Genomic DNA, 18597 nt, shown 5'->3' with positions numbered 1-18597 from the left:
CAGTGGGTCGGTCCCTCTCTCGTGCGCTTAGACGGCTGCTCAGGCAGTCTTGGCGACGGTCCGCGCGTCGGGGTCTTTCCCGAACCGGCGAATGTAGGCCTGTCGGAGTTCTTGGAGCTGCGCCCGCTCGCGATCGCTGATCGGCTCGGCTTTGCCAGCCGCGATCCGACGCTGCAAGCTGCTTGCCTTCTTCGTCACTTCACCCACGGTAGCCACCTCCATCTACTACTAGTTTCCGCCGATACGGGCTCGCTGTCTACGCCGCTCGCGTCCTGCAAGTTCTGCATCGTGCGGTAGATCATCTTGCCCTCCGTCTCGGTCGCTTCGTCGAACAGCGCCACCAGGGCGTCGTTCGCGACTTCGCGGTCAGTCTGATTGTCAGAACCAGCTTGCCCGAGCGCCCATTCCGCCCGCTTCCACCATTGCTCGCGTGCGGCGTTCTCGCGCGCGATCAGTGTCGACCGGTAGGCCGGGTAGAAAGCGACCGCGGCCGCGCCGATGGCGAACAGGCCCGCCATCGGCGGGCCTGACCAGAACGCGCGCCAAAATGCGTCGTCCGCGAACGGTGGGAGGAGGCTACGCGCGCCGAACCCGACGGCCGCCGCGACGACTCCGACGCTAACGAGCTGCGCGATGCGCCTCCCGCGGACGCTCATCGACCAATCTCAGTGCGCTGCACCTTCGACGAGCGCGACCGGTTCGGCCGCGCCTTGGTGCTCTGTAGCTGCTGCGCCTTGACCGCCTCGGTGGCCGGCTTGCCCTGGCTGACGTCGGCGGCCATCTTCGCGCTGACGGCCTCCTTGGCCACGCCGCGCTGTTCGAGCTTGTCGGCGTCGCGCTCGCGCCGCTCGGACGAGTCGTACAGCGGCTCGGCCTTCTCGCGGGTGGCCTCGGCGCGGTTCTGCTCGCGCTCGGCCTGCACCTGTGCCTGCTCGCGCTCTCCCTCGTCGGGAGTGGTGTCGGCGGTGTCGCGGGACGCCTCGGCCGCGCGGTCAGCTTCGTCGGCCTGGCGCGAGAGTGCGACCGCTTCGGCCTGCTCGGTGGCGCTGCGCTGACGCTCGGTGTCGGACTGCCGGCGCAGCTGCTCAGCCTCGACGGCCGCCTGGACGGCCGCGGGATCGGCGCCGGTGTTGTCGACGTCGACGCCGTAGCGCGTGCGGAGCTCGTCGCGGATGCGGCCCTCCGCGCGCTGCGCCTCGGGGTCTTCCGTGCCCCACGCGCGCGCCGTGGTGAGTGCGCCGCCGATCTGCTGCGGCGTCGCCTTGTCCCACCAATCGGAGCGGTACACACCACCCAGCTCGACGCGAGCTGCGCGCTTCTCTGCCTCGAACCGTGACGACAGTTCGCGGGCCGCCTGCTCGCTCTGCGCCTGCGCTCGTCGCGCCGCTTCCTCGCGGCCACGGGCGAACGCTTCGCCTACGCGGCCCGCCGCGGTGACGGCGATGCGGAGCTGCCCTTCGAATGCTTCCTCGATGCCGTCGCTCTCATCGGCCATGATCTGACTCCCTTCTCATCGCTCCGGGCCGCGATCTGCGCCCGGCTTCGTCGTGGTGCGCGGCCGCGCGGGCTCCACCTGGGGCGGAACCGGCGAGCCGGTGGTGTTGCTGCGCTTCTCCTCCGCGCGCTGCATCTTGTCGAGCGCTTCCTGCACGGATGCGTCGACGATCGCGGAGCGGTCGATCGTGGGTGCGGTCGCCGTGGCGGTCGACGTCGGGGCCGTCGTGGTCGACGCGGCTGTGGTGGCCGGCACCGCTTCGAGCTGACGCCGCACGTTCATCACGCGCTCCCGCACGGCGGCCTCGACGTTCGCTGCCTGCCGCGCTTCTCCTGCGGCCTTGGCGGCGTCGTAGACGGCCTGGGAGAGGTTCATGAGCTGGCGCAGCATGGCGAGCTGTGCGGCTGTTCCCTGGCCGCCTCGGGCGACGCTGGCGAGGAGCATCGTCGCACCTGACATTGCCACCCGGCCGGCACGCTGGGGCTTCACCGGGCGACGGTAGGTCTGTGCCGACTTGGCGAGTGCGTCGGATGCCTCGGCCAGGTCGCCGGGTGTCTCCTCGACGGCGTTCGACCAGGCTGCGAACGCGGCCGCGGTCTGACGTGCGACCGTCGACCAGGTGTCGCGGTCGTCGAGCGGGATCGACCTAAGCTGCTCGCGGAGCTGCCCGATTTCCTCGGTGTGGCGCTGCCACAGCTCGGGGTCCGGTTCGCGCATTTCGCGACCAGGTGCAACGGGCCGCCGGCCTCGTCCCGCCGCCTGCCACTCGGCGGCCGCGTCGGTCGCCCCGGTGGGTGTGTCGGGCCATCCCTCGCGGAGCCTCGGCAGGGTGAGGTCGCGGCCCATCTGGCCGCCGCCGTACCAAATCGGACGCTCGCCGTCGGCCGGTCGGCTCGCCACCGAGTAGCCGGTGATGACGTCCGTCGTGCCCTCCGCGAACCGGGGGCGCACGAGGACACCGGAGCGGCGTAGCCGGCGCACGAACTCGGCTTCGTTCTCGCTCGCGCCGGCCGCGCCTCGGACGGTGCGCGCGAGGTCGTTCCGGGGTGCGTTCAGTCGAACCTCAGCGGTGATGCGTGCCTGACGTTCCTTCGGGTCGAGGCGGTGCCATTCGGGCTGCTCTCCCCCGACACGGGCCGCGTGCTGTTCGTACTTGCGCTGCGCAAACAGCGCGGCGCGCTCCTCGACGCGGGCCTGTTCCGCGGGGCTGTAGCCGCGCGTCGCGCGCTCCCCCTTCGTCGACTCCAACTGCTCCAAGCCGTACTTCACTTCGAGAGCGCGCGCGGCGTTCTGTGCGCGCTGGTAGTCCAGGTGCGTCGACGCCTTCGTGCCGTCCTCGCGAACGAGGTTCACGGCGATGTGCACGTGGTCGTTGCCGGCCTGGGACAAGCCGTGCCGGATCGCGACCCAGCGGCACGGAGCCTTGGTCCCGTCGTTGTCGTCGAACCCCATCGCGGACACAAAGTCTTGCGCGATGGCGGCCCACTCCTGATCGGTGCGAATGCCTTCCTCGGCGCGCAGCGACAGTGAGGCGTGCCACACGTGGCCGCCGTTCACGTCGACGCCCATAGCGGTGCGCGGACGGTCAAGGTGACGCGCGATCGCCTTCGCGTTGTCGCCGCTCAGCTCGGCGTCGTCGTACCACGCCATGAGCGCGTGATCGCCGGCCACCAGGTGCGGCTCCTCGTGCTCATTGTGACGACCCTCCCCGACGAGGTAGGTCATCAGCCCGGCCATCCGATCGCCGCGCGTGACGTTCGGCATCATGACAGGCTCAGCTCATCCACGGCGGCGTCGATGCGCTCCGCGACTCGACGCACGGCGGCGAGCGTGGCGTCTGTCTCTGCCTGCCGCTGACCGGTGGCGTTGGTGGCCTTCGCGATCTGGTTGACGTTGTTCGACACCGCGGCTAAGAGCCGGTGCAGCTCGAACAACTTCACGATGGCGTTGCGTCGCTCGGTGACCGTCTCCCCCGTCTCGACAGCCAAGCCGCTCTCGACCAGGTAACGCGGCACACTCATGTCCGCGGCGCGGGCGAGGCGCTGCAACGAGCCCTCTTCCTCGGGGCTCGTCCGCACGTTGTGTCGGCCGGGGCGACCGCCGGGGATGCGCCGTCGCCGGCCCGTGCCCTGCTGACGCTCTTTCGTCGACTCGTCAGACACGGCAACCCCTTCCCTCGGCCCAGCGCAGCGACCCCGCATCTGCGGGGACTGCACACATCAAGTGTGCCGCACCGCTCGACGGCTGTCGAGGGGTCAAGGTGGATCAGGGCACCTGATCCTTTAGCTTGCTCCGTCTGGGACGCCATGCGGGTTCGCTCACGTCGACAGACGGGAGTGGTCGAGGCTTCGCCTCGGCGTGCTTTTGATGTGTCGACAGGCGTCGACTTCGAACGGCGCGATCCGTACGATTGGTGCATGGCTACGCAACTGACACCAGAGGAAGCAATCGAGCGCGCGCGACGTCTACAGGATGACCGCCTGACTGCGGTTCGTACCGTCGCGGAGGCGCGGCAGTCGCTCAGCGATGTGCGCGACGAGACGGCGCGCGAGCTGGCCGACCTACAGGCGCGGATCGCTGAGCGGATCGCGACCGCGGAGCGGGAGGACGTGCGCGCCTACTCGGCTGCGCTGAGCGCCGGATGGTCGGCCGACGAGCTGCGCAAGATCGGGTTTGCGGAGCCCGACAAGAAGGCGCGCACCCGGCGTCGATCGACGCGCAAGCCTGCGTCCAGCTCGGCACCCGCGGCGGCTGACGATGCGTCGTCGGAGCCTTCTACGGAGGGCTGATCGCTCCCACGTTCTCGGCCCCACGTTCCGCTCTGCGGCGTGGGGCTTTCGTGTGTCCCCGCGTTGCGGGGTTGCACTCCGCTCCCGATCCCGTCAAGGGCGCTTCGCGTCCCTTCGGGAGAGCCCTGCGGGCTCCCCTTGACCGGCTCTCCGCTGCGTGCAAGGCGGCAAGTGTTCCGAGAAAGCCGGCACCTCGGCGTACCGCCGAACTGCCTACTTTCATCGGACACACAACAAGGGATTGGGATCGAACGATGAGTAGACCCGTGAGTTTCGCAACGCTGACAACGACACTGCCGACGTCGGATGAGGAGCGCGGTCGGCTTATGCGAAATGTGGGTGAACGTGACCAGCAGCTCTACGAGTACGGTCGCTCTGGCTATAGGCTCGCGGCATCCGTGACGGTGCCGGGGGGCGACGTCGTAACGGTGATCGACACGCTCACTCGTGAGGGTGAGTTGGGGGACGATGACCGATGACGCGATCAATCGCGGTGCAGGTCGCGCAGCGCATCCGGCGCGTGCTCGACACTCGGGGTCTGACGGTCGAGTGGTTGGCCGACGCGACCGGGATCAAGCTGCGCACCCTCACCCGGCGACTGCACCTGACCAGGCCGTGCGGCCTCACGGTCGACGAGCTGAACGCGATAGCCGGCGCTCTCGACGTCGCGCCCGGCGTGCTGCTTCACGCCGACCAGGGCGGCGCTACCGCTGCGTCTGAGTGAGTTCCTGATCGGCCTTGTTGAGGGCGCGGGCAACGGTCGACTTGCCGACGCTGAGCACCGCGGCGATGTGGTCGAGGCTGCGATGCTCGGCGCGCATCCGATGCGCCTGTGCGATCTTCTCCGGCGTCATCTTCGACGGCCGGCCACCGACCCTTCCCTGCGACTTCGCGTGAGCGAGGCCGCGCATGGTGTTCTCCCGGATCGTGTCGACGCGGAGCTGCGCGAACACGGCGACCATGCCGAACAGTGCGCGGCCCATCGGTGTTGTGGTGTCGATCATCGGTTCCGTCAGGCTCTTGATGTTCACCCCTCGGCGGTCGAGGTCGTGCAGCGTCTCGATGATGATCCGCTCCGACCCTCCGAGCCGATCGAGGCGGCGCACCAGGAGGGTGTCGCCCTCGCGGAGGTAGTCGAGGCAGGCGAGCCACTGCGGACGGTCTGCGATGCGGCTCGACTCGCCGTGGTCAACGAATACTCGAGAAGCACCGGCCGCGCGCAGCTCGGCCTCCTGGGCCGCGGGGTTCTGCTCGCGCTTGGACACGCGCGCGTAGCCGACGACGTTCGTCACGGGTGCGCCCGCTCAGCGTCCTGAGCTGCCTGTGCGCGACGCTGACGAACGAACCGCGTCAACCGCCACACGGCGAATGCGACGCCCGCCGTCACGGCCACCGTGGCGATGATCCGACCGGGAAGCCAGACGGTGCCGTCGAGCCACAGGGCGACGATCCACAGAACCACGCCCAGCTCAGAGAACCCGATCGCCCACAGGAGCCGGCGAGCACCTGCCGGCGTCGCTCCGAACCGATCGCGGAGCGTCAGCAGCAGGACGACGCCGACGGCAAAGAACAGCGTTCCGAGCCCGGTTACGAGGTTGGGGACGAGCGAGTCAAAGAACATGGAATCTCTCTATCAATCGCGACCGACATTGGAGCCGTGGCCCGGCATCTGAGGGCCGCGGTAGCCGGCACTCGGCGGCCGGGCCTGTGTGCCCTGCTGCGGTGTCTGCTTCGTCGCCTCGGACGCGGGACGGGGATAGGACGCGCTGAGCGCTGAGCGTGCCTGAGCGGCCCTGTCAGGGGCGGCCGGCGGTGCGGTGCGCTCGACGGTCACCGCGGCGAACACCGGGACGAGAGAGGCCGGCTCGGGAGCGTAGGCGAACATGTCGGGTCGGCTCATGGCCGATCCCGCGTTCCACTGCTCCGGGCTCACGCGAGCGAAGTCGAACCGATACGGCGACTGCTCGGCCACGTGGGCCATGAACACCTTCGACGTGCGGCCGTTGCCCTCGCGGAACGGGTGCGCCTGGTTGACGTAGGCGAACACGGTCGAGGCCGTGGCCACGAAATCGTTGCGGCTGATCTTGGCCCAGTCGGTCGACGTCACGAGCTGGCGGGCGTCCGACAGATACCGGTCGACCTCGCCCGTCTTGACCTCACCGAAGCCGCGCCCTGGACCCTTCGACATTTCCACGGTGCGGTACTCCCCCGCCCATTCGTAGACGTCCTGGAACAGGTGCCGGTGGATCGCGCGTAGGTGCTCCCCGTCGAACGTGCGCGGCACGTCGACCTCGCCGTTACCGAGCTGCACGGCGCGCACGGTGGTGTCGGTGTACTCCATCCGAGACAGCACCCGTGCGTCGCGCTCGTCGTAGAGGTTGCGCAGCGTCCCGATCCCCGTCAGCGGGTCGATCGTGTCGGGGTAGAAGTACGACTCCCAGCTATCGAACTGGGATGCCACGTCAGCGGCCGGCGCCGACGACGCCGGCAGCGCGGCGAGCGGCAGCGTGGCCGCGTCGACGGTACTCCGCGAGGTCGATCGCCCCGCGGGTGTAGTCGGTCACGTTCTCGACGTCCTCGCGGGTCGGGGTGAACCCCTCGTGCCATCCGGCGGCGAGGGCCTGGCGCACGCTGTCGCGCTGCGTCGCGTCGAGCTGCGCGAACAGCTCCGGCCACTCCTGCTCGACCGTGAATGCCTCAGCCACGATGGGCTCCCTTCGTCGTCCTACCAGTCTACCGGTTTTCCCGAAAACGGTCTATGGAATGTTTCGGCACAAGAGGGTTTCGGCACAGGGTTTCGGCACGGCGTGTCGACGTCGCCGCGGTGCAGCTCGCGGCCGTGCCGGAATCGATCGTTTTCGGCCTACTCGGCTCGCGGTGATGAACATATGCGTGCAACTCCACTGTAGGAGACTCCTGGCCTAGTTACCTTCCGGATGGTAACCTACACTCATGCGCACCGATCCTCGCCCCGCGATCCTGGCGGCCGCCTTCTCTCAGCTCGACGAGGGGCGGGCGGTGTCCCTGGATTCCGTGGCCCGAAGTGTGGGGCTGACCAAGCCGGGAGTGATGTATCACTTCCCCACGAAGGAAGCCCTCATGCTCGCCCTGGTGGACTCCGTTTTGGACCGCTGGGAAGAGGGACTGGTCGCACGCCTCGGGTCGTCACCGGAGGGCGCGGACCCGGCCGCGCGCATCGGCGCGTACGTCGACTGGTCACTGTCCGGGGGGTTCGATGAAACCGACCTGGTGGCGATGAGTGATCCGAAGCTGCGCCGCTCGCTCACGCAGCGCTGGGCCGAACGTCTCGCGCCCTGGCTCGTCGTGCCGGATGACGTCGCCCCGGACGAACGCACCCGGTTGCTCGCCGCCCGCCTCCTGGCCGACGGCGGGTGGCTGGCCGAAGCCTCCAACGTCTCCCCTCCTACCCCCGGCGACCTGGCGCAGCTCCGCGCCTTCGCCCACAACCTCATGAAGGACTGACTATGAAGAAATGGCTCCTGCTTGCCGGCGCGATCATCAGTGAAGTCGCCGGCTCCCTCGCCCTCCAAGCCGGCCAGGACCACCCGGCCTGGTACATCCTCGTGGCGATCGGCTACGTCGGCGCGTTCACGCTTCTCGCGCTCGTTCTACGCGAGGGGATGGCCCTCGGGGTTGCGTACGGGATCTGGGGCGCGATGGGCGTCGCCCTAACGGCGGTGCTGGCGGCACTTCTGTTCGGACAGCCCTTGACCGGCGTGATGATCCTCGGCCTGGCGTTGATCATCGGCGGTGTTCTCACCGTCGAACTTGGATCGCAAGCGGCGCAGCGCAAGAGGGAGGCGAGCATCTGATGGTCTGGCTCTTCCTCATCCTCGCGATCGTCCTCGAAGTCGGCGCGGCACTCTCCCTGCGCCTCGCAACCGGCGGACGGAAACTGTTCTACATCGCCGTCGTCGTGGGCTACCTCGGCGCGTTCTTCTTCCTCACCCAAGTCCTCGCCCTCGGGCTCGGCATCGGTGTCGCATACGGCATCTGGGCCGCCTCCGGCGTCGCCCTCACCGCCGTGGCCAGCAAGTTCCTGTTCAAAGAACCCTTCACCTGGGTCATGGCGCTCGGCATCGCCCTCATCATCGGCGGCGTCCTCCTCGTCGAACTCGGCGCGGCCCACTAGCCTGCCGACGCGGCCATGACCGTTGCTCGCACCCTCGCGGCAATTCGCCGCGCCCTCCTCGAAGACCCCGACGTCGACATCCGATTCGTGGACGCGATCACCGTCGACAGTCATCTTCTGAGCACGCACGGCCAGGCCCTCATCCTGTTCGTACACCCGCGTAGGCAGCAATCCAGGCGGGGTGCCCCTGGGGCAGCTCGTTGATCGCTTTGTCCTTCATGTGATCCATCCTCTCTCGATCCTCTGACATTCGGTCAGGCCCGACTAGGTGCGCGCCTGCGGTTTCATCGAACACATGTTCGAATAGCGGTAGTCTCATCCTGGCCGGGGAGGAGACGGCCATCGGGAGCAATAAGCGATACGCGGACCACTACGACCGTCTGATGAATGAGCGCATCTTGGAACAGACGGTGGTGAGTGCTGGCCCGTTGCAGTCGCTCACGCCGGAGGAGCTGCGCCTGGACTCCGAACCGTTGACGATCGACCCTCGACCTAAGCCGGTGCGAGCTTGGGTGCGGTTCGGGCCGAAACCTGTACTCGTCGACGCGGTAGCGGTGCGGTGGACGGCGGATGCCGTCGGCGTGGTGTTCTCAATCCGCGAGACGGAGTATCGCGCCTGGGTCTGGGCGTCTGCGGTGACTCCGGTGCAGCGGACGCCGTAGCCCTACCTGGTGACTTCGGCCGTCTCGATCGAGTCGCGATCGGCGTCGTAGAGGAGCCAGGTCGAGTCGTTCCACTGGTTGCGGTAGACGATGCCGCGGGGCGAGTCGCTGAGCGCGTGCCAGGTCGTGCCCGCTGCGTACTCCTCGACCCACGCGGCTACGAGCGTTTCGGCTGCTGCGCGGTCCTCGGGGGTTCCGCTCTCGGTGGCGCGCACGTGCGCGGCCCACACCGGGCGCGCGTCGGCCAGCTTGCGCTCATCGCGGCGCAGCTCGTCGATGAGGGCCGGGAGGCATCCGCACTCTTCCTCGGCGTCGTGGTGGTAGCCGATGCATCGGTCATCCGGGCATCCGCACTCGTCGCCGCGCCACTCGGCCGCGGACGCATAGCCGTGGCGCTGCGCCCACTGGCGCGACGTCAGCCCTGCGAGCTGCAACGTTTCTCGAGCGGCATGGTTCAGCGTCGGCATGTCATCACTCCCCCATCGGTCGACCGACGGTCAGCACGCCCGGGCCGACGGGCTCGAACGGCTCCCCGCCGTTGTACTGGGCTTCGAGGCGCTCGACCTTCTCCATGATCGCCTCGTTGGCGAACTTTGACAGGTTGGTCATGCCGACGTTGCGCATGTAGGCGACGATCGCGCCGCGCATGCGGGCGGAGTCGTCGGGGTGCTGGTAGATCGTGATCTTCGGGGGCTTGCCGGGCTTCTCCCCCTTCTCAGCGGCGCTCAGCGGCTCTGTGGCGCTCTTGGCCGCCGGGGCGGGCGTAGTGGAGGCGGGAGCCGCTGCGGGAGCCTCCTGGGGTGCCTCCGGGGCCGTGGGGTGATCGAACGGGCTCGCGCTCGACAGGCTCGACTTGCGGGGGGCGGGACGGTTCATGACGGATCTCCTTCGATAGCTGCCAGGTGCTCGGCGTAGATCGCTCCGAGTGCGGTTGCCTCGGCACTCCCCCACTCGTCGAGGCCGCGCGCGGCCTCGGTGGCGTCTGCGATCACGACGCGCTTGGGGATGGGTCGACCGATCAGGCGCAGCCCGCGGCCCTCGGCGGCCGCGCGGAGCTCGTCGAGCCAGGCGGCCCCGCCGACGGTGCGTTCTTCGTGCTGGTTGACGATGATTCCGGCGACGCTCAGTCCGGGGTTGTAGTACCGCTGGACGTTGCCGATCGTGTCGAGGAGCTGCCCGAGTCCGTCAAGGCTCCACTTCTTCGTGTGGGTGACGATCACGGCCGCGTCGGCGGCCGTGAGGGCGTTGATCGTGAGCTGGTCGAGGGATGGCGCGGAGTCGATCAGGATCAGGTCGTAGTCCTCGATCACCTGGGCCAGCGCTTCGCGCAGCCGAACCTCTCGGCCGGCGCCGGCTATGACGAGTTCATCCCGGACGTTCCCGAGCGTGGCCCCGGACGTCGGCACAACGTCGAGGCCGGGCCACAGTCCCGGCACGATGACGTCGCGCATGGTGTCGTCGGCGCGGGTACTCAGGACGTCGGCCAGGCCCGCCTGCTCGGCGTCGACCTCCTCGGCCGTGATGTTGCTCGTGAGGTTGCCCTGCGGGTCGTTGTCGACGGCCAGCACGCGGCGACCGGCGAGCACCGCGGCGCGCGCGAGCTGGAATAACGTCGTGCTCTTGCCGACGCCGCCCTTCTGGTTGCAGAGGGCGAGGATTCGAGCGGTCATAAGAAAATACCTCCGTTGACGGGAACAACTCTAATACAGCTATTGACGGTGATGCGGGATGCTCAGTGACGCAGCCGGAAGTCGTCGGGGATCGTGGTCGGCTGCACGAGCCACAGGATCGCGGCGCACACGCCCAGAATCGCGGCGATGCCCCACAGGCAGAATTCGGTCTTGGTCATGCTCGCGTGCCTCTCTCTCGACGTCACGACGGGGAGGGGCAGCCCTGCGGCCGCCCCTCCCCCAGTCGGTCAGAACGGGGTGTCGTCGCCCTGGTCGGCGACGGGCTTGCCGACGACGCGGACGCTCTGCCCGCGCAGACTGACCGCGACCTCATCGGCTCGGACCTCGTGCTGCAAGCGGGTGCCCTGCTCGCCCTTGTACTCGGTGACGCGGTAGCGGCCCGAGAACGTCACGCGGACGTTGCCCGACTGCTCCGCCACCTCGACGAGGTTCACGGCCTGGTTGCCGCTCACGGCGACGTCGTAGGCGACGGTGGGACCGTCGGTGTAGCTGTTGTCCTCCTGGCGGATGCGGTCGCTGACGAGGACGCGGGCGTAGGTGTACGGGCCGTTATCCCCCTCGCGGAGGGTGGGCGTCGCGGCCAGGTTGCCGGTGCGGGTGATGTAGCTCATGGGTTCTTCTCCTTCGGTCGGTATTACAGGTGTTGCCGCTAATAGTGTTATTCTGCCGGGTCGAATGCTTCGCGCTCAACCTCCAATCTGCGGCCGTCCATCTGCGACGGGTACAGCACCAGCTCGATCGGGCTCGTGGGGTCGGGGTTCTGCAAGCGGACGCCCTGCACGGGCGAACCGGCGGTGATCGTCCCCAGCTCGGAGACGACGCGGCGGGGCGGGGTGTAGGGGCGGCCGTCCCAGCTCTTGATCCGGTCACCGAATCGCAGATCGGCAAGCCGGGTAACGGTGATGGTCTGAGTGGTCATGCTGTCCTCCTCGGTAATAACTCTATTGTAGTAAATGACTCTATTAGCGTCAAGCCTTTTCGGCTTCTCCGCGCAGCAGCTCGGCCACCTTCTGGGCCAGCAGCCAACGGCGATCGGCGGCCGCGCGATCCTCGGCGGTGTAGTCGCCGTAGCTCGCCTGGTGCTCGAATTCCTCGCGGCCTCGGCGGGCCGTGTCCAGCAGCTCGTCGATGCCTGCGCACAGCTCGGCGTCGACCGGGACGACGCGCCCGCCGCCGTCGACGACCAGGCTCAGGGGCTCGGCCATCCCCGCGACGTGCATCGCGTAGCCGTCGCCCTCGCGCTCGACGTAGGCCGTCAGCACGGTTGCCGATTCGTCGTTGTCGAAGTCGACCCGGCCGTAGCTGTCGGGGTCATCCCCGAGCGGCCAGAGCTGCGGCTCTAGGCGGGTGCCTCGGTCATACGGGGTCAGCTTGCGAGCGTTCATGGTTCCTCCTTGGGTAGGTATTACCAGTATAAGCGGTAATAGAGTTATTTACTACGGGTGTCAGGCGGCAAAGTGAGCGGCTACCCGCTCGATGTGGTCGGGTCGGAGGTCGCACCAATGATCGTCATCGTCGACGACGACAACGGGGGCCACGGTGTAGCCCAGCTCCTCGGTGACGTACTCGCGCGCGTCGGGGTTCTCGGTGATGTTCACCTCGACGTAGGGGACGCCCTTGCTGTCGAGCATCATCTTCGTCATGCGGCACTTCCCACACTGCGGGCCGGTCGTGTAGACGGTTAGCGCTTCCATTTGGTAATCCTCCCACCCCTCGTTTTTTTGCCGTGAAGGCGAATTCATTCGCCGCTAGGGAGGGCGGCCGGAGTGCTAGTGACCGTGGAATACCGGACTGAGCGCAGCGAGGGAGGATATGCCGCGAAAGCACTAGCGCGCAGGTTGGCCGACCGTACGCTGCCGAAGGCTTCACGGCAAAAGAACGGGCCGACAGGCCCCTGCAGTCGGCCGGCTCCGTCCGGCCGTCCGTTAGCCGGCGCCGGCTCCGTCCGGCGTCGGCCGCTGTAGAGGCTCCCCGCCGCGCGGTCTGGGGGGCGACGTGGCGGCGGGGAGCGGGTGCCGGGGCTGCGTGTCTCGCTGGGGGACGCGGACTAGGCCGCCGACGCGACCCACCCTATTGCGTTGGGCCGCGTAGCGGTATTGGAGTTATTGCCGGTGTTCGGTGTAGAGCGTGACGATTCGGGCGGCGACGTTCCACACGTCGTCGGGGGATACCTCGTCGAGGAGGATCGTTCGCGTTCCGCCGTCGAGGTCGATCCACCAGACCGGGCGCACGGTGTCGGCGTCGATCCCGGCCCGGTGTGCGGCGAGGTCTGATGACGGGTCGACGGGGCCGAAGTAGAGCTGAGGGGCCCAGCTATCCGCGCCCATGTCGGTGTAGAGCGTCGTGGGGAAGGGGAGGAGTCGGGCGAGGTCGTCGAGGAGGGCGGCGACGTCGGTTTCTGTGAGGGTGTGCACGGGGGTTCTCCTGTCTGGTCGGGGTGGTCAGTCGGCGGCGAGGTCGTAGCCGCCGAAGGGCGAGCGGGATTCGACGTGTCGGCCGCCGTGCGGCCCTCGGATGGTGCGGACGGGGGAGCCGGGGCGCTGCCACTCGGCGGGGTAGTTGGCCGCGCACCACTTGGCGGCGGCGGCTCGTGCCTTCTTCTCGTCGGTGGCCGCTGCGGCGGGGCGGGGCATGATCGGGAGTGATCGCCAGCCGGGCAGGGCGTGGTCGTGCCACGCCTCTACGGCGTCGTTCTCGCGCTCGCTGATGACGTGCCAGGCGCAGCCGGGGCACACGGCCTGATAGCGACCGCCGCCGGGGAGCGGGTCGGCGCTGTGGTCGTGGTCGGCCTCTTTGCACCAGGCGTCGGCGTAGAACATGTGCAGCTCGTGGCCGTCGGCGGTCGCTGCGCGCTCGCCCTGGTTGTAGCTGTTGCGGTGCCACATGTGGGAGCGGGGGATGCATCCGAAGCCGCCGAACTCGGCGCGGTAGCGGTCGAATGCTGCATCCAGCTCGGCGGGGCTGTAGTAGCTGGTCGTGTAGGCCAGGGGCGCGCCGTCCCATGCGGTGGCGGCGACGGCCTCGCGCTCGAACTCGGCCAGGTCGAACAGGGTTTCCGCGGTCATCGTTCCTTCTCCTCTGACGGTCTTGACGGCAATAGAGTTATTGCCGCTCAGGCGGCTACGGCCTCGGGCTGCTCGGTGAGCGCGTCGGCCAGGGCGTGAGCTGCGCGCAGCACGTTTGCCGCGGTGGCCTTGATCGTCTCGGCGTCGCAGTTGCTCCACCCGGCGACGTATCCGACGCTGTAGGCGCTGGTGTCGAGTCCGAGAATCCCGGCAACGACGTAGGCGACGCTCTCGGCCTCGGTTTCCTTGGTGCCGCGGTGCTCGACGTACTCGGCGTGATCTTCGTCCGCGTGCAGGATGACGTGCGCGGCCTCGTGAAGTCCGGTCTTTGCAGCCTGGGCGGGGGAGAGGTCGGAATCGAGCACGACGCGACGGCCCTCGGGGTCGGTGTAGCCGTGTGCACCGCCAGGGATGCTCTCGCGCTCGACGGTCCAGCCCTTGCCGATGAGGTAGTCGGCCACGGCGTCGAAGATGCCCGCGGGGTCGTCTCCGGTCAGCGGCCGCGCGATGTCGGTCGGGTCGCCCGCCTCGGGGTCGATGAGGTCGGTCTGTCCCATGTCGAACACGGACACCGGGAAGAACAGCGTTCGGCGCTGCTCCTCGTCCTCGCCGGTCTTGGGGTTCTCGACCGTCTCGCGCACGTCGCGGCCGCCGAAGATACGGATTCCGCGCTCACCCTTGCGCACCTGGCGGTTGAGCTTCTGCCACGTCCGGTAACCGGCGACGTGGGACGCCTCGGGGCACTGACCGAAGATCAACAACAGGTTGTTGATGCTGTAGCGGTGGAATGCCTTCGTGAAGTCCAGGAACCGCGCCCACGCCTCCGACTCGCGCAGCGCCTCGACCTGCTCCGCGATCGTGGCTTGCAGCTCCTCGGCCTCGGCGCGACGCTGCTCGGGGGTCTTGGTGGTCTTGACGTTGCGTGCCATGTTCGGAACCTTCCGTGCCGGTAATAGGGTTATTTCTCTGCTCATCCCCTCCACGTTTTTTTGCCGTGAAGGCGGTTTACCGCCGCTAGGGAGGATGCCCGGAGCTCAACCCGTAGGGCGGTGGGGGAGAGAGTTTCGGCGCGAAATAAGGGAGCGCAGCGACCGCGTGCCGAAAGTCTCGGAGGAGCCGGCGGCGCAGCCGCTTGGGTGGAGGGTTGACGACCGTATGCTGCCGAAGGCTTCACGGCAAAAGAACGGGCCGTAGGCCCTGACTGTGCCGGCACCGCCGGCTCGACCAGCGAGCCCCTGGGCTCGCCTCCGCGCAGCGGATCGGCTCTACGCGACGCGGCGCTGCGGGGTGTCGAGCAGCTTCACGGCTGGCCCGTCGCAGTACCGGCACCGGACGCCGACGGTCATCCCGTGGGAGCAATAGCCGGGGTCGATCCACTCGCCGTCGGCGTCGACGTCGGCGGGGGTCTCGTCGACAACGGTTCTCGAGCGGAGATCTCCGTCGGCGTCGCGCTCGTAGGGGCGCACGGCCGTTCCCTCGCGCTCCTCGATGATGATCCGTCGAGCTGCGGCGTAGTCCAGCCGGCCATCGGCTCGGCGCGGGTGCGGGCCGTAGGCGTGGGTGCCGTCGTCGGGGACGAGGGAGAGTTGACCGCGGCTCGGTCGACTTCGGGCATCGGGTCGACGCGGTGCGTGCATCCACGCTTCCTCGGCCTTCCACCAGGCCCATGCTTCGCGCTCGACGCGGTAGCGGTCTACGCGGGCGTCGAGTCGGCCGGCGACTCCGGCGCGCTCGGCGGCCGCGTCGGGGGAGTGGGCGTAGACGCGGTGCCATCCGTCCCGGCTGCGCTCGACGATGCCGGCGTAGGTGAGGCGGTCGAGGAGTCGACGGGTTCGGAGAGGATCGGCGCCGATGGTGGGGGAGAGTTCGTCGAGGGTGCGAGCTGTGGAATCGATTCGTGCGTAGAGGTTCCCGGCCAGGTGTCCGAGCGCGGGGCGGGTAGCGGTGAACAGGTCATGTGCGGCATCCGTCGTTCGTGTGCGCAGCGTTGCGAGGAGCGTAGTTCTCTCAGCGGCCCCGGCCCCAGGGGGGCGCGGGTCCGCTTGTGACCGGGCATGATCCGTGTTGCTGTGGAGAGTGCTCTGCGGGTCGATCGTCCAGTGAGCGGCGCGGGGGCCGTCCGCGGCCGCGGTCTGGGCGATCCATCCGTCCTCTGCGAGGCGCAGCAGCGCCGTCCTGGCCGTCTCGCGGCCGACCCCGGCCAACAGGGCCAGGCGGCGGGTGTCGGCCTCCACGGAGGCGCTGAGGGCGTGCAGGGCGAGGAAGCTCAGCACGTCGAGGATGCGGCGATCGGCGGGGCCGCCTCCGCGGGTCCAGCGGCCGGCGGCCGCGTCGGCGCGGAGCTGCACGTCGCGGACGTGCGCGGCCATCGCGTCGGCGCGGCGGTCGAACGTGGGATCGTCCCCGATCTGGCGGTCACTCGCGGCGACGTAGCGCACGGCCTTGTTCCACTGTCGGCCGAGCACGGCGGCCTGCTCGCCTCGGGGGCGAGCTGCGCGGCCGCGGGTGGTGACGCGGCTGCGGACGTGCTCTAGGCCGGGCTCGGTGTCGACGAGGGCGGCGACGTCGGCGTGCCGCCACCTGGCGGCCGCTGCGCCGATCAGGACGCGCCAGAGCGTCGCTGAGGCGTCGATGGGTGTCTCTCGGAGAGCTGCGGAGCTGTTGGCGGGGAGCTGGCGGCGTGGGCCGGCCAGGTGCAGGCGGCCGTGGGAGTCGAGGGGGAGCGGTGAGCGGGGGTCGATGGGCCGTGCGGGCTCGGTGTCGTCGACGAGGCCGGCGACGAGGCTCACGAGCGCGCGGACCTGTGCCGCGGTGGCCGTGGGGGCGCGCAGCGCGTCCAGGTCGCCGCTGAGGACCGTGGAGTGCCCGCCGGCACGGTGGGGCGCTCCTGGTGGCCGCACACAGCCGGTTACGGCGTTGCTGAGCGGCGACAGGTCGAGGGTGGGGCACAGGTGCTTGGTGAGGCGGGCGAGGGTGGCGACGGTTTCAGCGTCGACGGACTCGCCTAAGCCGACCCACAGGTGCCGGCCGCCGGTCGGCCCGGACTCGCAGAGGACGTAGGGCAGGCCGACGTCGCGGAGGAGGCCGCCGAGCACGTCGGCGTCGCGAGCTGCGGCCGCGGGGTCGCCGTGGGCGTCGAGGTCGAACGCGAGGAGACGGAATCGCTTGTCGGGGCCGGCGAGGTAGACAGCCCACGGGCGCTCAGGAGCGGCCGTGCCGATCGCGCGATCCCGGTAGTCGTTCAGGACGGTGCCATAGGCGTCGACGACGGCCACGCGCACGCGCGGCCGCGGGCTCACTGCTGTGGTGAGTGCCCACGACTCGCTGAGAACGCGATATCGCTTTTGAGGAGCGCGCGCTATGATGGCACCACCTTTCGACTTCGGTCGCTGGGTACAGCGAAGGTCCGGTTCCTTACCGGCTTTTTCTGGAACTGCCTTGATCTACCAGGTCGCCAAACTCAGAGGATCAGGCACTTAGCTTCGGCCCCCCGTCTCGTAGAGGCGGGGGGTTCGCTCGTTCTATGCGGCTTTCGAGGTTGCCTCCTTGGCCGTGTTCAGCTCGGGGATCGGCAGCTCTGCTGCGCGATCGCGCGGGCGCGGCGGTGCGTACTGAGGCATTCCCAGTGCGTCGGCCGCGAGCATCACCAGGTACTCGCCATAGGAGAGTCCGGCGGCATCTGCGTTCTGCTTCAAGATCGCGCCGAACTCTACGGGGGGCTTCGCCAGAATGGCGTCGCGACGTCCCTTGCTCGGCCTTCCGTTCTGAGTACCCATGCGCGCCAGTCTCTCGGTTTTCCTTAACACAAAGGGGAGGACACGCCGACGGCCACAGGTGTAGTTCACTGCGCCCGCTCGATGGTGCACTCAACGTCCCCCAGAAGGATCGTCGATCCCTCCGGGATCGTGGTGGGCTGGCCGGGGGTGAGCCACCGCGGCGGGGTCGACTGCAGTTCGATGCCGTTCGCGGAATCGAGGTCGGTCACGACGATGTGACCGGCGTCGTCGACGGCGATCGTCGCGTGTGTGCGCGAGAGCATCCGGCCCGGTGTGGCGATGCTGAGGGGTTCGTGGCCGGCGATCGGCTCGGGGTTGCGGCCGATGACCACGCGGGGGCCAGCGGAGACGCTGCGCTGCGTGTTGAAGGCCAGGCGCAGCGCTGGGCGGGCCGGTGTCGCGCGACGGGTAAGGCGGGTCTGCTCGACGTCGTGCAGCTCGTCGAGCGCGCGGAGCTCAATGGGATTCGGGCGCGTGATCGGCGCGGCCGCGGGCGGCGGCGTAACGGCGTTCGGTTCGGCCAGGGGGGCGACCTCGACGCGCAGCGGCTCGTCGACGGCGCACTGCACGCACGTCGTCGACGTCACCGGCTGTAGGCGGCGACAGATTCGGCATCGGCCCTCGTCGATGCTGAGGCCGTCAGCGGCCGGGATCGTGCCGTCGGCGCCGACGAGCTGCACGTAGCCCTCGGGGCGTACGGCGAGGGCGTGGGTACGGCCGTCCTCGGTGACGTCGAGGCGGATCGGCCGGCGTAGCTGCGTGGCGATCGCCACGGCGCGCGCGATCATGCCCGTGCGCAGCGCGGCGACGGACTCGGCCGCGCACGCGCGCCGTTGTCCGTTGACCGTGAGCGTCCCTGTGCCGTCGGCTGTGACCTCGGCGGCGAGCCGGGGCCACTCGGGGACGCGGTGGAGCCCTGGGACGGGCTGTGTGGCGTTCACAGCCCGCGTGCGACCGCCGCGCCGG

28 protein-coding genes are annotated in these 18597 nt (G+C 69.0%); 6 read left to right on the top strand and 22 right to left on the bottom strand.

Features of this window, described 5'->3' with window-relative positions; translation table 11 throughout:
• Window positions 1-39: 39 nt before the first annotated feature.
• The 5 genes from HWX58_RS14300 to HWX58_RS14280 form a co-directional block, all read right to left on the bottom strand.
• Window positions 40-198, bottom strand: coding sequence for a hypothetical protein (locus HWX58_RS14300; RefSeq protein ID WP_175988855.1), 159 nt, complete (start codon window positions 196-198; stop codon window positions 40-42).
• Window positions 195-518: a hypothetical protein gene (locus HWX58_RS14295; RefSeq protein WP_217703001.1), complete on the bottom strand. Its 324-nt coding sequence runs from the start codon at window positions 516-518 to the stop codon at window positions 195-197. The genes HWX58_RS14300 and HWX58_RS14295 overlap by 4 nt, the downstream gene beginning before the upstream one ends.
• 134 nt (window positions 519-652) lie before the next feature.
• Window positions 653-1495, bottom strand: a complete 843-nt coding sequence (locus HWX58_RS14290; protein ID WP_005053879.1) for a hypothetical protein — start codon at window positions 1493-1495, stop codon at window positions 653-655.
• A 15-nt stretch (window positions 1496-1510) separates the two neighbouring features.
• A complete protein-coding gene (locus HWX58_RS14285; RefSeq protein ID WP_438268266.1) occupies window positions 1511-3259 on the bottom strand; it encodes a relaxase/mobilization nuclease domain-containing protein in 1749 nt (582 codons plus the stop codon).
• Entirely contained in the window at window positions 3259-3657 is a 399-nt protein-coding gene (locus HWX58_RS14280) for a plasmid mobilization protein (protein WP_005053874.1), read from the bottom strand. The genes HWX58_RS14285 and HWX58_RS14280 overlap by 1 nt, the downstream gene beginning before the upstream one ends.
• A gap of 255 nt (window positions 3658-3912) precedes the next feature.
• Here HWX58_RS14280 and HWX58_RS14275 point away from each other — a divergent pair, with 255 nt between their 5' ends.
• A complete protein-coding gene (locus HWX58_RS14275; RefSeq protein ID WP_071644683.1) occupies window positions 3913-4284 on the top strand; it encodes a hypothetical protein in 372 nt (123 codons plus the stop codon).
• A gap of 475 nt (window positions 4285-4759) precedes the next feature.
• A complete protein-coding gene (locus HWX58_RS14270) occupies window positions 4760-5008 on the top strand; it encodes a helix-turn-helix domain-containing protein (RefSeq protein ID WP_175988852.1) in 249 nt (82 codons plus the stop codon).
• On the opposite strand, the gene HWX58_RS14265 is transcribed toward HWX58_RS14270, so the two are convergent.
• The 4 genes from HWX58_RS14265 to HWX58_RS14250 are packed head-to-tail and all read right to left on the bottom strand — an operon-like array spanning window position 4989 to window position 6989.
• Window positions 4989-5576 carry a recombinase family protein gene (locus HWX58_RS14265; RefSeq protein WP_175988850.1) on the bottom strand — a complete coding sequence of 196 codons (588 nt, stop codon included), beginning with the start codon at window positions 5574-5576 and terminating at the stop codon, window positions 4989-4991. The genes HWX58_RS14270 and HWX58_RS14265 overlap by 20 nt on opposite strands.
• Window positions 5573-5905: a hypothetical protein gene (locus HWX58_RS14260; RefSeq protein WP_175988848.1), complete on the bottom strand. Its 333-nt coding sequence runs from the start codon at window positions 5903-5905 to the stop codon at window positions 5573-5575. The genes HWX58_RS14265 and HWX58_RS14260 overlap by 4 nt, the downstream gene beginning before the upstream one ends.
• Before the next feature lie 12 nt (window positions 5906-5917).
• Window positions 5918-6745, bottom strand: a complete 828-nt coding sequence (locus HWX58_RS14255) for a Fic/DOC family protein (protein WP_175988846.1) — start codon at window positions 6743-6745, stop codon at window positions 5918-5920.
• Window position 6746: 1 nt separating this feature from the next.
• Window positions 6747-6989, bottom strand: a complete 243-nt coding sequence (locus tag HWX58_RS14250; protein WP_005053860.1) for an antitoxin VbhA family protein — start codon at window positions 6987-6989, stop codon at window positions 6747-6749.
• A gap of 247 nt (window positions 6990-7236) precedes the next feature.
• Here HWX58_RS14250 and HWX58_RS14245 point away from each other — a divergent pair, with 247 nt between their 5' ends.
• From HWX58_RS14245 to HWX58_RS14230, 4 genes are all read left to right on the top strand, one after another.
• A complete protein-coding gene (locus HWX58_RS14245) occupies window positions 7237-7767 on the top strand; it encodes a TetR/AcrR family transcriptional regulator (RefSeq protein WP_071644690.1) in 531 nt (176 codons plus the stop codon).
• Window positions 7768-7769: 2 nt separating this feature from the next.
• Window positions 7770-8117 (top strand): DMT family transporter, encoded by a 348-nt coding sequence (locus tag HWX58_RS14240; RefSeq protein ID WP_005053852.1) that lies wholly within the window; start codon window positions 7770-7772, stop codon window positions 8115-8117.
• On the top strand, window positions 8117-8437 hold the full coding sequence (locus tag HWX58_RS14235; RefSeq protein ID WP_019160223.1) for a DMT family transporter: 321 nt from the start codon (window positions 8117-8119) through the stop codon (window positions 8435-8437). The genes HWX58_RS14240 and HWX58_RS14235 overlap by 1 nt, the downstream gene beginning before the upstream one ends.
• A 383-nt stretch (window positions 8438-8820) precedes the next feature.
• Window positions 8821-9099, top strand: coding sequence for a hypothetical protein (locus HWX58_RS14230; protein ID WP_005053838.1), 279 nt, complete (start codon window positions 8821-8823; stop codon window positions 9097-9099).
• 2 nt (window positions 9100-9101) lie between these two features.
• On the opposite strand, the gene HWX58_RS14225 is transcribed toward HWX58_RS14230, so the two are convergent.
• From HWX58_RS14225 to HWX58_RS14165, 13 genes are all read right to left on the bottom strand, one after another.
• Window positions 9102-9566, bottom strand: a complete 465-nt coding sequence (locus tag HWX58_RS14225) for a hypothetical protein (protein ID WP_143187242.1) — start codon at window positions 9564-9566, stop codon at window positions 9102-9104.
• A gap of 4 nt (window positions 9567-9570) precedes the next feature.
• Window positions 9571-9975 carry a ParB family protein gene (locus HWX58_RS14220; protein WP_005053832.1) on the bottom strand — a complete coding sequence of 135 codons (405 nt, stop codon included), beginning with the start codon at window positions 9973-9975 and terminating at the stop codon, window positions 9571-9573.
• Window positions 9972-10769 (bottom strand): ParA family protein, encoded by a 798-nt coding sequence (locus HWX58_RS14215; protein WP_071644694.1) that lies wholly within the window; start codon window positions 10767-10769, stop codon window positions 9972-9974. Before HWX58_RS14215 ends, HWX58_RS14220 begins: the two co-directional genes overlap by 4 nt.
• A gap of 248 nt (window positions 10770-11017) precedes the next feature.
• The gene (locus tag HWX58_RS14210; protein WP_071644695.1) at window positions 11018-11401 is read right to left on the bottom strand and encodes a single-stranded DNA-binding protein; all 384 of its coding nucleotides are present in this window, start codon (window positions 11399-11401) and stop codon (window positions 11018-11020) included.
• A 47-nt stretch (window positions 11402-11448) separates the two neighbouring features.
• Window positions 11449-11709 carry a hypothetical protein gene (locus HWX58_RS14205; protein WP_175988843.1) on the bottom strand — a complete coding sequence of 87 codons (261 nt, stop codon included), beginning with the start codon at window positions 11707-11709 and terminating at the stop codon, window positions 11449-11451.
• A 49-nt stretch (window positions 11710-11758) separates the two neighbouring features.
• A complete protein-coding gene (locus HWX58_RS14200) occupies window positions 11759-12175 on the bottom strand; it encodes a hypothetical protein (protein ID WP_175988841.1) in 417 nt (138 codons plus the stop codon).
• 60 nt (window positions 12176-12235) lie between these two features.
• Complete coding sequence (locus HWX58_RS14195; RefSeq protein WP_005053817.1) at window positions 12236-12484, bottom strand: glutaredoxin domain-containing protein; 249 nt, start codon at window positions 12482-12484, stop codon at window positions 12236-12238.
• A gap of 408 nt (window positions 12485-12892) precedes the next feature.
• On the bottom strand, window positions 12893-13204 hold the full coding sequence (locus HWX58_RS14190) for a hypothetical protein (RefSeq protein WP_005053814.1): 312 nt from the start codon (window positions 13202-13204) through the stop codon (window positions 12893-12895).
• Between the two features lie 27 nt (window positions 13205-13231).
• Complete coding sequence (locus tag HWX58_RS14185; RefSeq protein WP_071643367.1) at window positions 13232-13855, bottom strand: DUF6349 family protein; 624 nt, start codon at window positions 13853-13855, stop codon at window positions 13232-13234.
• Between the two features lie 47 nt (window positions 13856-13902).
• Window positions 13903-14784, bottom strand: a complete 882-nt coding sequence (locus HWX58_RS14180) for an ArdC-like ssDNA-binding domain-containing protein (RefSeq protein ID WP_175988839.1) — start codon at window positions 14782-14784, stop codon at window positions 13903-13905.
• Between the two features lie 336 nt (window positions 14785-15120).
• Window positions 15121-17154 (bottom strand): hypothetical protein, encoded by a 2034-nt coding sequence (locus HWX58_RS14175; protein ID WP_250646276.1) that lies wholly within the window; start codon window positions 17152-17154, stop codon window positions 15121-15123.
• A 222-nt stretch (window positions 17155-17376) separates the two neighbouring features.
• Window positions 17377-17631 (bottom strand): hypothetical protein, encoded by a 255-nt coding sequence (locus tag HWX58_RS14170; RefSeq protein WP_175988838.1) that lies wholly within the window; start codon window positions 17629-17631, stop codon window positions 17377-17379.
• Window positions 17632-17696: 65 nt separating this feature from the next.
• Window positions 17697-18597 (bottom strand): FHA domain-containing protein (locus HWX58_RS14165; protein ID WP_217703000.1); only part of this gene is annotated, 901 nt, incomplete at its 5' end.

The organism is Microbacterium tenebrionis, from assembly GCF_903645325.1.
In the GTDB taxonomy this organism is placed as follows: Bacteria; Actinomycetota; Actinomycetes; order Actinomycetales; family Microbacteriaceae; genus Microbacterium; species Microbacterium tenebrionis.
The sequence above is the reverse complement of the archived record's forward strand: the minus strand, read 5'-3'. Positions and strand labels throughout refer to the sequence as shown.